Genomic DNA, 12,908 nt, shown 5'->3' with positions numbered 1-12,908 from the left:
TACTTGAAAAAAGGCGCTTGGTTAAGTCAGTCTTTTGTTGCAAAATTGCGGCTTTGTTGCTGGAGTTGTCATCTGCCGCATGTGCTGGTACGATCATTGTCGATGGCACAGCAGATTGTGATGTGTGTGCTTTTGAATACACAGATGTCATATTCAAAGATGGTTTTGAATAGCCAAAACTAAACTTAAACATGAAAAGCCCCGACTTTATTGGGCTTTTTTTATGTTTGTCGAATGTTTTATGGTTGCTGAAATATTTTACTTAAAAGTGTAAAATTCATGGCTTGAAAACTCTTTAGATCTGATGACGACCTAATTACAATCCGATCATGGTCAATAACAATACAGGGACCCAATATGAATACAAAATTCTGCAAGAAATTACCCGGTACTGAACTGGATTACTTTGACACACAAGCAGCCGTCGATGCCATTGAAGCTGGCGCATATGCCAAACTGCCTTACACCTCAAAGGTGTTGGCAGAAAATTTGGTCAGGCGTTGTCCTGCGGAACAGTTGACTGATTCTTTGAAACAAATCATTGAGCGTAAACGCGATTTGGATTTTCCATGGTTCCCAGCACGGGTGGTGTGTCATGACATCTTGGGCCAAACGGCTTTTGTAGATTTGGCGGGATTGCGTGATGCGATTGCTGAAAAAGGTGGTGACCCATCGCAGATTAATCCGGTTGTGCCGACACAATTGATTGTTGACCATTCTTTGGCTGTCGAACATGCCGGTTTTGAAAAAGATGCATTTGAGAAAAACCGCGCCATTGAAGACCGCAGAAACAAAGACCGTTTCCATTTCATTAACTGGTGTAAAACCGCATTCAAAAACGTCAATGTGGTGCCGCCAGGTAACGGCATCATGCACCAAATTAATTTAGAACGCATGTCGCCAGTGATTCAATCACGCGATGGAGTGGCTTTTCCTGATACTTTGGTGGGTACCGACAGTCACACACCGATGGTCGATGCCTTGGGTGTGATCGCATTGGGTGTGGGTGGTTTGGAAGCAGAAAGTGTGATGTTAGGCCGAGCTTCATACATGCGTTTACCAGACATCATTGGCGTTGAATTAACCGGCAAACCGCAGCCAGGCATCACCAGTACCGACATGGTATTGGCTTTGACTGAGTTTTTACGCAATGAAAAAGTGGTTTCATCGTACATTGAATTTTATGGTGAAGGTGCATCAGCCTTGACCTTGGGAGACCGTGCCACGATTTCAAACATGACGCCAGAGTTTGGCGCATCGGCAGCGATGTTTTCGATTGATGAACAAACTTTGGAGTATTTGACCTTGACTGGTCGTGATCCTGAACAGGTGAAATTGGTGGAAACTTATGCCAAAGCCACTGGTTTGTGGTCAGATGACTTGAAAGGTGCCGAATACGAGCGGGTTTTAACTTTTGATATGTCATCAGTGGGCAGAAATTTAGCCGGCCCCTCTAATCCGCATGCACGTTTGTCTGTTGATGATTTGGCAGCCAAGGGGATTGCTGGTGATTATTCTTCGAAAGATGGCTTGATGCCAGATGGTGCTTGTATTATTGCGGCGATTACTTCATGTACCAACACTTCAAATCCAAAAAACATGGTTGCCGCCGGTTTAATCGCCCGCAATGCCAATAAGTTGGGTCTAACCCGTAAACCTTGGGTTAAGACATCATTGGCACCTGGTTCTAAAGCCGTGACCTTGTATTTAGAAGAGTCCAAATTATTGCCTGAATTAGAACAATTGGGCTTCGGTGTGGTTGGATACGCCTGCACTTCCTGTAATGGTATGAGTGGTGCGCTTGATCCAAAGATTAAACAAGAAATTGAAGAGCGCGACCTGTACTCAACAGCGGTACTGTCAGGTAACAGAAATTTCGATGGCCGCATTCATCCACACGCCGATCAAGCGTTTTTGGCATCGCCGCCGTTGGTGGTGGCATATGCAATAGCGGGCTCGATTCGTTTTGACATCGAAAAAGACGTGTTGGGACAAGATGCCGATGGCAATGACATTCGCTTGAAAGACATTTGGCCTTCAGATGAAGAAGTCAACGCGGTGATCAAACAAAGCGTGAAGCCAGAACATTTCAGCCAAGTGTACGAGCCAATGTTCAATGTCCAAGACATCATTGCCAAGCACACCAAGCCTTTATACGACTGGGATGTGAAGTCCACTTACATTCAAAGACCACCTTATTGGGAAGGTGCGCTGGCAGCGCCACGAACCATGAAAGGCATGAGGCCATTGGCTGTTCTGGGTGATAACATCACCACCGACCATTTGTCGCCATCTAACGCCATTCAAATGTCCAGTGCAGCCGGTGCTTATCTTCACAAAATGGGCTTGCCAGAGGAAGACTTTAATTCCTATGCAACCCACCGAGGTGATCACTTAACCGCACAGCGAGCGACTTTTGCTAATCCTAAGTTATTGAACGAAATGGTGAGGGATGAAAACGGCGACATCAAACAAGGTTCGCTGGCACGTCTAGAGCCAGAGGGTACTGAAATGCGCATGTGGGAAACGATTGAAACCTACATGAACCGTAAACAACCTTTGATTATTATCGCCGGTGCCGATTACGGCCAAGGCTCATCACGAGATTGGGCCGCCAAAGGTGTTCGTTTGGCTGGTGTTGAAGTGATTGTGGCAGAAGGCTTTGAAAGAATCCACAGACAAAACTTGATTGGCATGGGTATCTTGCCTTTGGAATTTACCAATGATGAGACCCGCAAAACATACGCTATTGATGGCAGCGAAACATACGATGTCCAAGGTGAAATCACGCCAGGTTCTGACATGCAAGTGCTGATGACCAGAAAAAATGGTGAGACCGCCACCATTCCAGTGAAAAACCGCCTAGACACAGCCGAAGAAGTGTTGATTTATGAAGCCGGTGGGGTGTTACAACGTTTTGCCAACGATTTCTTAGCAGAAAATTAAGCCACAGTTAAAAATATAGCGCATAAAAAAGCCGGTACAAGACCGGCTTTTCTTTACTGAATTTGTAACGTGCTCTTATAGAGGAATTACATTGTTGGCGCAAGGACCTTTTTGGCCTTCTCCAACTTCAAATTCAACGGCTTGACCTTCGTCTAATGTAGCGAATCCGCCGCCACTTTGAATGGCTGTGTGATGAACAAACAAATCTTTACTGCCACCTTCTGGAGTGATAAAACCGAAACCTTTTTCTGGGTTGAACCACTTTACTGTACCTTTACTCATAATATAATATCTTCTTTGTTTTGGTGAAAAATAAATAATCCAACAATCGAATTCACCGTTTCGATGCAAGAATTTTAAAATAAATCAGAATTCAATATTACAAAGTATTAAATAGGTAACGCAGAAGTTTAGAACAGAAGGAGTTATTGATCACAAGATAGACTTGTTAGGATGTATAAGTGCTTATATTCTCAAACCGAATCAGCAATAATTAAACTGCTTCAACGTCTGATTTGCGCCCATTATAACCTATAATACTGAAAATTACCTGAATGAACCAATAAAAACATAATTATTGATGATTAAGTACTTTAAATGTTCTCTGAATTCTCTGTTTGTGCGTGACTGATAAGCTGATAAACTAACGGCTTTCAACTGTCAGATAGGTGGAACTGGCTCAGTTGAATAAAAAATACAAAAAACTTGATGGACAGGGCATATAAAAAGGCATGAAAAAATTGATGGTTAAATTGGTACGGCTTTTATTGATTCTGTTAATTGGAATTGTCTTGGTCGCTTATGCTGTTGTCCGACCATCACCCTTTAATGCTCAAACTGACACCAGAACCATAACAGCCAATCCAGAAGCCTTACAAAATCACGTCAAACACTTGAGCGAAAACTTATCGCCGCGCAGTCACAAAGACATTGAAAATTTACATGCGACTGCTGAGTACATTCAAAAGGAGTTACTGCAATTCAGCGATCGGGTTAAATTTCAAAATTATCCTGTTAAAGAGCAAATCTACAGCAATGTGGTGGCCAAATTTGGGCCTGATACAGAAGAATTGATTGTGGTCGGTGCACATTATGATGTGATGGGTGAGCATGCAGGTGCGGATGACAATGCCAGCGGTGTTGCTGGATTGTTGGAGCTGGCACGTTTATTGAGCGCCATTGAATTGAATCAAAGCGTCGAATTGGTTGCCTACACTTTAGAAGAGCCACCTTATTTTGCCAGTAACAAAATGGGCAGTTTCATTCACGCCGAATCGGTTAAAGGCCGAGATGTTCAGTTGATGATTTCTTTGGAAATGATTGGCTACTTTTCTGATGAGCCTGGCTCACAATATTTTCCCATCAAGCCAATGGAATGGATCTACCCAACAACAGGTAACTTCATATCAATAGTAGATCAAGTGTTTTCAAACGCAGCCAAAAGACTGAAAGACAGCATCAACAAACACACCGATTTGCCAGCCTATTCAACCAATGCACCCACAGCCATACAAGGGATAGACTTTTCTGACCACAGAAACTACTGGCACTTTGGCTTCCCCGCAGTGATGGTCACAGACACATCTTTCTACCGTAACTTAAACTACCACACAACCGAAGACACTTTTGAAAAATTAGATTACCAAGCCATGGCTAAAGTGGTCTATGGTGTGTTCAAACATGTTGAAGCTTTGGCCAGCAAAGAATAATTAAGAGAAAAGATAATGAAACACAAACCACAAATTAAAATCCCAGCCACCTGCATACGTGGCGAGTGAAAACATGTTGTTGCGGGTGATTGCTAGATTTATATTTTTGGAAAGCAGAGGGTTGACATGATTGGGCTGAGGTCCAGAGATTCTAAAGCGGCCAACTAAAGTTTGAAAAGTTGAGCTTAACTTCATGTTTTTCACTAAAAAATCAAAGACAACATTTGTTGTTTTGTGGGCTTTGTTGTATTCTGGGGTTAAGTTATTACAAGTGTTTTAATTATGCGACTCTCAATAGAAATTACACCTGAACAGCATCAATTGCTTAAAGTGGCAGCTGCTTTGCAAGGTGAGACAATTAAAAGTTATGTGCTAAAAAGGGCTTTGCCTGATGTTGATGAGAATGAAGCCTTGGCGCATTTGGAATCTTTCTTACAACCACGTGTCAAAGCTGCATCTAAGGAAAAACTCAGCAGTAAAAGCGTTGCAGAAATTTTTCAAAAGGTTTTAGATGGCGCTAAATAAAGCGAATTATCTTCTAACCAAAGACGCTGAAAATGATTTGGTTGAAATTGCTCGATATACATTACAAAACTGGGGAAAAGCTGCGCTTCTTCGCTATCAAAAAGAATTAACAAGTAGTTTTCATGCTATTGCGAATGGACCAGCTTTGAATAGGCAACCATTACCCCAATTGTCTGATGTTCATGTGACAAAAAGCCAAAAACACTTTATTTTTTATATTTTACAAAACGAGGTACCTGTTATCATTGCTGTGATTCATGAGCAAAGAGATTTGGTTTCTCAATTAATGACAAGATTAACTCCATGAAACACAAACCACAAATTAAAATTCCAGCCACTTACATGCGTGGCGGTACGTCTAAGGGCGTTTTTTTTAACTTGACTGATTTACCAGCCGAAGCACAGGTGCCGGGCGAGGCTCGCGATAACATGTTATTACGTGTTATCGGCAGCCCTGATCCTTATGGTAAACAGACCGATGGCATGGGTGGTGCGACATCGAGTACCAGCAAGACGGTGATATTGTCGAAAAGCACGCAGCCAGATCATGACGTGGATTACTTGTTTGGCCAAGTAGCGATAGACCGGCCTTTTGTTGATTGGAGCGGTAACTGTGGTAATTTGACCGCGGCGGTGGGTTCTTTCGCCATCAGCAATGGTTTGGTTGATGCTTCACGCATTCCTGAAAATGGTATTGCTGTGGTGCGTATTTGGCAAGCTAACATCAAAAAAACCATCATTGCCCATGTGCCAATCACTGATGGTCAGGTACAAGAAACCGGCGACTTTGAATTAGACGGTGTGACTTTCCCTGCTGCAGAAGTGAAAGTGGAATTTGTTGATCCAGTTGGCGACGCAGCGATGTTTCCAACTGGTAACTTGGTCGATGACCTAGAAGTGCCTGGAGTCGGCACCTTCAAAGCCACCATGATTGCAGCAGGTATTCCAACGATATTCCTCAATGCCGAAGACATCGGCTTCAAAGGTACAGAGTTACAAGGTGACATCAACAGCAACCCAGAAACTTTGGCGATGTTTGAAACGATTCGTGCACATGGTGCGATTAAGATGGGTTTGATCAAAGACGTTGAAGAAGCGAAGGGCAGACAGCACACGCCGAAAGTGGCTTTTGTCGCACCGCCCGCAGATTACACCTCATCAAGTGGCAAAGCCATATTGGCCAGCGACATTGATTTGAATGTTCGCGCCTTGTCTATGGGCTTGTTACACCATGCCATGATGGGCACAGCGGCTGTCGCGATTGCTACGGCCTCAGCGATACCGGGCACGCTGGTGAATCTAACTGCTGGCGGAGGCGAAAGAAATCAAGTGCGCTTTGGTCACCCTTCAGGAACATTAAAAGTCGGTGCAGAAGTGAGCGAGATTGCTGGTGAATGGAAAGCACAAAAAGTCGGCATGAGCCGCAGCGCACGTGTACTGATGGAAGGTACGGTCAGGATTCCTGATATTTTTTAAGAAAAGATTAAAAGGATTTAATAATGAAAAAATATGTTTTAATGATTGTTACTTTGATGTTGTCACAGTGGTGTCAAGCAGAGCAAGTGAAGCAGTCCATGTTGTGGCAAGTTTCTGGGAATGGTCTAGAAAAACCCTCTTACATTTTTGGGAATTGGCATATGTTGTGCCGCAGTCAGGTCATATTCAAAGACAAGGTCAAGTTGGCCATTGCGGACAGTAAACAATTTATTTTTCAAAATTACTTCACATATTTGTCTCAGGAAGATTATTACGACAGACAAAAGACCAATGACAGACTGAATAAAGGCGTTCCAATTTACAAAATCAAGGACCGTAAAAAGCGAAAAAAAATCCTCAAGCTCATTGATGAGCACATGGACTTGAAAGTTGATCGCCTTAAACGCGTGATGCCGTTGGTGAAAAGAATGAAACCTATTGAAGTATTCTTTTCTTCTACACATTCATATATCAAAGGGTGCCACAAATTAGGATCTTTTGACAAAATGATGTTCAATCACTTCAAAAAAGACGAAAGTCCAATTGCAAGTTTTGGCAGTAGAAAGGAAATTTGGAACGGTCTTCAAAATTCAAACTTCATGAGTGAAGACAGTTTGTTACACCATTTGACACACATGAAATCGCAGCAAGAAAAAGTGAAGGACATCATGCTGGCTTATTACATGGATGAAGATGCCGATAAAATGAAAAGGCTTTACCACCAGTTTTTAATGAATGATTCTGTGGATTCTGATGTATTGGATGCAAGTGTTTTTGATTTAGATACCTTGAAATGGTCAGAAAAGATTAAAACTTTCATGCACAATGACAGTACTTTAGTGTCTGTAAATATATTGTATTTGAATGGTGAAAAGGGGCTGATAAATCAGTTCAAAGAACAGGGGTATCAAGTTACGCCCCTTTAAACTGATGGCCAGCACTACCACTGAGCATTAAAAATTAACCACTGGTCCCTCAAAAATAGAAAACTGTGAAATAAGTCCAAAATTTTAACGACTGTGGTTCTAGTATATCGGCTCGATAAGAACGCAAAGTGGTTATGAAATCAAAAAAATCTATCATTTTACTGGCATTATTCGGTTGGATAAACGCAGTTGATGCTTATTGTCCATCAGACTCAATATACCAGTCCGGTATGGAATCTTTGTTTCCAAGCATACCTAGTTCACCCGTGATTTCAGAAAATGAAGCTGCACGGTTTTTGACTCAAGCCACTTTCGGTCCGAAGCTGTCCGAAATAAGACGTTTACAAGTCACGGGTTATGAGGCTTGGTTAGATGAACAAATGGCCATGCCTGCAACACTTCAAGAAACATGTATGCAAGCCGTTTTGGATGACCCTGATTTACCCCTTTATCAAAATTCCCGGCAAGAAGCGTGGTTCTTAAATTCAGCTGAAGGAGCAGATCAGTTACGACAACGCATGGCCTTTACTTTATCACAACTGTTTGTGGTTTCAGATGCGGCCAGTTTGGGGAATGAAGTCATGGGCTTGGCCAAATACTATGATTATTTGGCGATTAATGCTTTTGGTAATTTCCGTGACCAGATGGAGGACATCACCAAAAACACCATGATGGGATTTTATTTGGGCATGTTCAAGAACGCCAAAGCCAATCCATTGTTAGGCACACAGCCTGATGAAAATTACGCCAGAGAAATACTTCAACTGTTCACCATAGGTTTGCATCAATTGAACATGGATGGCACAGAAATTCTCGACATAGACAACAACCCAATCCCCACCTATGACCAAAGTGACATAGAAAATTTTGCCAGAGTTTTTACCGGTTGGAATTATGCCGGTTGTCCTCAAAACAACTGGGATTGGTGCAATCCATCTCAACCAGAAGTTGATGGTTACGCACCTATGGAACCTTTTGAAAGTTATCATGACATTGGCATCAAAACGTTACTTAACGGTCAAGTTTTGGCTGCCAATCAAAGTGCACAACAAGACTTAACAGGCGCTTTGGACAACATTTTTAACCATCCCAATGTACCACCTTTTATCAGTAAACAGCTGATTCAACGTTTTGTTACCAGTAATCCATCACCTGCCTATGTACAACGTGTGGCCGAAGTTTTTGTAGACAATGGCAGCGCTGTTCGCGGCGACATGGGTGCAGTGCTTCGTGCTGTCTTGCTTGATGATGAGGCGCGCAATGTCAGTTTCTTGGCTGACAATAATTACGGCAAGCTGAAAGAACCATTGATACGATACATGGGCCTGATTCGGGCTTTTGAAGCAGTGAGTCCAACAGGCCGCTATGGGAATTGGAACCCCGAATTTAGCTATTTACAACGCGCATTGGGTTCACCTTCAGTATTTAATTTCTACAAACCCGGTTTTCAACAACCCGGAGCCATCAGGGACCAAAGCTTGGTATCTCCTGAGTTTCAAATCACCAGTGAAACCACAGTCGTGAGCATTGCCAATGAAATGTATGAGGCTACCTTGCGAGGCCACCATGAATTCACACACTGGAATGAAAGCATGCCTTTATTGCAGCTACAGCGAGAATTACAAATCTACAATGACAAAAATGCTTTGTTAGATCACCTAGACTTGATGCTGTTTTCAGGTCACATGTCGGTTAACACCAGAACGGTTGTCGGTGATTTATATGATGATCTAGACGATGGCTCTGAGATTAACCAACTGGCTTCCCTATTATATGTTTTGGTGCTGTCACCTGAATATGTGGTACAAAAATAAAGAGAGGATGAAACAATGAACAGAAGAAAATTTTTAAACCGCTCTTTATACAGTGCCATGGCGACAGGCGGCTTATTCTCAGCCAGCGGTATGTTACAAGTGGCCAAAGCCGCGGCTTTACAAAACAGTGGCATCATGGGAACTGGATATAAAGCCTTGGTCTGTGTCTTTATGGATGGTGGTAACGACAGCGCCAATATGGTGGTGCCGCGTGGTGCCAGTGAACATGCAGCTTATGCCCAAGTACGTGGTGATTTAGCCATCCCAAGTGGTGATTTGTTGCCGATTTCACCGGCCAATAACGGTGGCCGAAGCTGGGGACTGCATCCCAACCTCACAGGACTACAAGGTTTGTTCAATAACAACCAAGCGGCTTTGGTGAGTAACATAGGTTCGCTGGCTTATCCTATCGACCAAATCGAATTCAATAACGGATCAGTTCCAATTCCACCCAATCTGTTTTCACATTCTGATCAACAGTCTCAATGGCAAACTTCAGTAGCAGATCAAGCATCAGCCTCGGGCTGGACAGGGCGCATTGCTGATTTACTACACAACGCAGTGAACAACAGCAATGACCTCTCGATGAACATCTCATTGGCAGGTAATAACATTTTACAAGTGGGCGATATGATTAACCAATACCACCTGACAAACCAAGGCAGTGTCAGTTTAAATGGCACCACTTGGGGTGATGGCCCAAACAGGCTGGCCGCTTTACAAAGTTTACTTGAAACACCACAAAGTAATCTTTTTCAGCAAGCCTACAGTGACATATTCAACCGCTCTATAGACTTGGACCAGGTGATCTCAGCAGGCCTTGCAGGTGCAACAGAACTCAACACGGTATTTCCGCAACAAGAAGGTTATAACACCCTCTCATCACAATTAGAGATGGTTGCTCGTATGATCAGCATACAAAGTGTGGTGGGTATGAATCGTCAGGTCTTTTTCTGTAAAGTGGGCGGTTTTGATAACCATGACAACCACCTCAACGACCACGCCATCGGCATGCAAAACATAGACGGTGCGATTACAGCTTTTCAGGCGGCCATGGCAGAGTTGAATATGGAAAATGAGGTGACCTTGTTCACCGCGTCAGACTTTTCAAGAACCTGGGTATCCAATGGCCAAGGCTCAGACCATGGTTGGGGTGCCAGTCACTTTGTTGTTGGTGGTGCTGTAAACGGTGGAGACATATATGGTGACATGCCGACGATTGAAATCGGCAGTACCGATACAGTCAGCGATCATGGCCGGGTGATTCCGACCATAGCTGTCGATGAATATGCAGCCACACTGGCTCAGTGGTTTGGTGTGGCTCCGGGGCAGGTTGGGGATGTATTTCCTAACATCGGCCGCTTTAACAGCAGCGACTTGGGTTTCATGTCCTAATGCGTTTGGCTTTATGTAGCCTGTTGGTCTTCATCTTTTTGTTATTGACCAGTCTCAATCCTGCATCAGCAGGGTTGAGTGGTTGTGACGATTTGTCTCACATTGACGAAACGCCAATGGTTGACTTCACCACAGAAATTCAACCTATATTTGATGACAACTGCATTCAATGTCATGGACCACCTGACCCCATCGCTTTCATGGATTTAACTTTAGGTCACCAAGATTTAATCAATGTACCCAGTTTTCAATTCACTGAAATCAATCGAATCGAACCTGGAGATGCATCATTCAGTTATTTGTTCTTAAAAATCAATTGCAGCAGTCAGTTATCAGGTGACCGCATGCCGAGAGACGCACCACCATTGAGTCTGCAAGATCAAGCATTGATCAGGGATTGGATCAATCAAATCCTGATATACAAAAATGGTTTTGAGTGAAGAATATGGGTAAATAAATGCGCTTTCTTTTTACCAAAACTGACACATTTGCGAAGCAAATAACACGAAGCACTCAGTTTTCAGGCCTTACCAGCGCTTCCTGTTATTGAAAGGTTTCTGTTTGTCTTCATCATGGGTTTGGTTATAGGCTTTAATCTTACTGTTCTTGCCTAAAATGATTTTTACTTGATACCACGATTCGCGCATAAGCAGCATGGCTTTACTGCCGTGCCAGCTCTTGTTGTAGAGTTTTTTGACGGCCGCGACCGAATCTGGAGATTGACTGATGATGTCATTGGCCAAAGCTTCTGCTTGTACCATAGGTTCTTGGCTGATGTGCGTGACCAGGCCCAATTGTTGCGCTTCTGTTCCACTGATGATTTTGGCCGTCATGGTCAACTCCTTGGCAATGTCCAAACGACAATGCTGGCGCAAAGCCACCAAACCGCCCATGTCAGGAATCAAGCCCCAACGGCCTTCCATGATCGACAAAGACGCATCAGGTGTCGCGATGCGAATGTCCGCACCCAAAGCAATGTGCAAACCACCGCCCCAACAACGACCATGAATCGCCATGATGACCGGTGCACCAATCCGCTGCCAATCAGTCGAAACCCGCTGTGCCATATTTGAACGCCAAGGAAAAAACTTATACATCAAACGCAAAGGCCCCTTCATCGACTTCAAAACAGACTTCACATCCAAACCCGAACAAAAATCCTCACCCTCACCGGAAACAATCACCGCCCGAATTGAACGGTCCCGACGCAAAGCTTTAACAGCCTTCACAATCGCATCAAACATCGCCATATCCAAAGCATTGCGTTTGGCCGGCCGTGACAAACGCACATAAGCCACCTGATTCTTAATCTCTACGCTGACTCGCGCATCGCTTGATTGGTTGTTTAGGCTGTCAGTGGTCATGGGGAATCCTTAAAAATCATTAAAAAATATAGAAAAAACGCTGGCCATACTATAGCGTATGTTGCTAATCCTGTCCATAATCATAACCACCGCATCCCGTCATTCTCGGGCTTTGACCCGAGAATCTCCACCCAGAAAACAAAGCCAACTCACATCCCGTCATTCTCAAGCATGACCCGAGCACCTCAACCAGTAATCTACTAACACAACCTCGTCATTCTCGGGCTTGACCCGAGAACCCCAACCCAGTAAACAAAGCCACCTCACATCCCGTCATTAAAACACAACCCCGTCATTCTCGGGCTTGACCCGAGAATCTCCACCCAGAAAACAAAGCCAACTCACATCCCGTCATTCTCGGGCTTTGACCCGAGAACCTCAGTCCATATACACAAAACTGCTTAAACCACCTTAAACCACCACAAAACCAGATATACCACAGCCTGTATAGCTATATCCCCTCAATAAATCAATGACACCTCAAGCCCTAGCTTGGCCCAGAGCGTAAAATAAACGCAAAAAATACCAAAAAAACACACAGTCACCCCGCCAAGCCGTGGGGTCTCATTTACACAGTAAACAACGCGAAGCGTTCCAAATAAATGAACTCAATCATCAGCTTAAACAATTGTATTACCACCAAAAACCCTCACTACCGTCATACCGACCAACCCAAAAAAGCACACCCATCACTTCAGTAAATAACCCAAAAACCCGAACGAATTCCCAACCCAGAAAAACCCAGTGGAGGTA

At 43.7% G+C, this 12,908-nt stretch carries 12 protein-coding genes; 10 read left to right on the top strand and 2 right to left on the bottom strand.

Annotated features, from left to right (window positions below; genetic code table 11):
- The first annotated feature begins 17 nt into the window (after nucleotides 1–17).
- Both FET73_RS02475 and acnD read left to right on the top strand, forming a co-directional pair.
- A complete protein-coding gene (locus FET73_RS02475; RefSeq protein ID WP_154222324.1) occupies nucleotides 18–173 on the top strand; it encodes a hypothetical protein in 156 nt (51 codons plus the stop codon).
- A gap of 184 nt (nucleotides 174–357) precedes the next feature.
- A complete protein-coding gene (gene acnD, locus FET73_RS02470) occupies nucleotides 358–2,946 on the top strand; it encodes a Fe/S-dependent 2-methylisocitrate dehydratase AcnD (protein ID WP_154222323.1) in 2,589 nt (862 codons plus the stop codon).
- Nucleotides 2,947–3,021: 75 nt separating this feature from the next.
- On the opposite strand, the gene FET73_RS02465 is transcribed toward acnD, so the two are convergent.
- Nucleotides 3,022–3,228 (bottom strand): cold-shock protein, encoded by a 207-nt coding sequence (locus FET73_RS02465; protein WP_154222322.1) that lies wholly within the window; start codon nucleotides 3,226–3,228, stop codon nucleotides 3,022–3,024.
- Between the two features lie 449 nt (nucleotides 3,229–3,677).
- Here FET73_RS02465 and FET73_RS02460 point away from each other — a divergent pair, with 449 nt between their 5' ends.
- The 8 genes from FET73_RS02460 to FET73_RS02425 all read left to right on the top strand — a co-directional run bounded on the left by FET73_RS02460 (nucleotide 3,678) and on the right by FET73_RS02425 (nucleotide 11,231).
- Entirely contained in the window at nucleotides 3,678–4,655 is a 978-nt protein-coding gene (locus tag FET73_RS02460; protein ID WP_179952064.1) for a M28 family peptidase, read from the top strand.
- Nucleotides 4,656–4,937: 282 nt separating this feature from the next.
- On the top strand, nucleotides 4,938–5,180 hold the full coding sequence (locus FET73_RS02455) for a type II toxin -antitoxin system TacA 1-like antitoxin (protein WP_154222321.1): 243 nt from the start codon (nucleotides 4,938–4,940) through the stop codon (nucleotides 5,178–5,180).
- Complete coding sequence (locus FET73_RS02450; protein WP_154222320.1) at nucleotides 5,167–5,487, top strand: type II toxin-antitoxin system RelE/ParE family toxin; 321 nt, start codon at nucleotides 5,167–5,169, stop codon at nucleotides 5,485–5,487. The genes FET73_RS02455 and FET73_RS02450 overlap by 14 nt, the downstream gene beginning before the upstream one ends.
- Nucleotides 5,484–6,656: a 2-methylaconitate cis-trans isomerase PrpF gene (gene prpF / locus FET73_RS02445; protein WP_154222319.1), complete on the top strand. Its 1,173-nt coding sequence runs from the start codon at nucleotides 5,484–5,486 to the stop codon at nucleotides 6,654–6,656. Before FET73_RS02450 ends, prpF begins: the two co-directional genes overlap by 4 nt.
- A 23-nt stretch (nucleotides 6,657–6,679) precedes the next feature.
- Nucleotides 6,680–7,582 carry a TraB/GumN family protein gene (locus FET73_RS02440; protein ID WP_154222318.1) on the top strand — a complete coding sequence of 301 codons (903 nt, stop codon included), beginning with the start codon at nucleotides 6,680–6,682 and terminating at the stop codon, nucleotides 7,580–7,582.
- Between the two features lie 134 nt (nucleotides 7,583–7,716).
- Nucleotides 7,717–9,396 carry a DUF1800 domain-containing protein gene (locus FET73_RS02435; RefSeq protein WP_154222317.1) on the top strand — a complete coding sequence of 560 codons (1,680 nt, stop codon included), beginning with the start codon at nucleotides 7,717–7,719 and terminating at the stop codon, nucleotides 9,394–9,396.
- 15 nt (nucleotides 9,397–9,411) lie between these two features.
- Nucleotides 9,412–10,791, top strand: coding sequence for a DUF1501 domain-containing protein (locus FET73_RS02430; protein WP_154222316.1), 1,380 nt, complete (start codon nucleotides 9,412–9,414; stop codon nucleotides 10,789–10,791).
- The gene (locus FET73_RS02425; protein ID WP_154222315.1) at nucleotides 10,791–11,231 is read left to right on the top strand and encodes a hypothetical protein; all 441 of its coding nucleotides are present in this window, start codon (nucleotides 10,791–10,793) and stop codon (nucleotides 11,229–11,231) included. Before FET73_RS02430 ends, FET73_RS02425 begins: the two co-directional genes overlap by 1 nt.
- An 87-nt stretch (nucleotides 11,232–11,318) precedes the next feature.
- Here FET73_RS02425 and FET73_RS02420 read toward each other — a convergent pair whose 3' ends face one another.
- A complete protein-coding gene (locus FET73_RS02420) occupies nucleotides 11,319–12,155 on the bottom strand; it encodes a crotonase/enoyl-CoA hydratase family protein (protein ID WP_154222314.1) in 837 nt (278 codons plus the stop codon).
- Nucleotides 12,156–12,908 lie beyond the last annotated feature (753 nt).

The organism is Marinicella rhabdoformis (assembly GCF_009671245.1).
Taxonomy (GTDB): Bacteria; Pseudomonadota; Gammaproteobacteria; order Xanthomonadales; family Marinicellaceae; genus Marinicella; species Marinicella rhabdoformis.
Note: the sequence above shows the minus strand (reverse complement) of the source record. Positions and strands in the feature narration are given on the sequence as shown.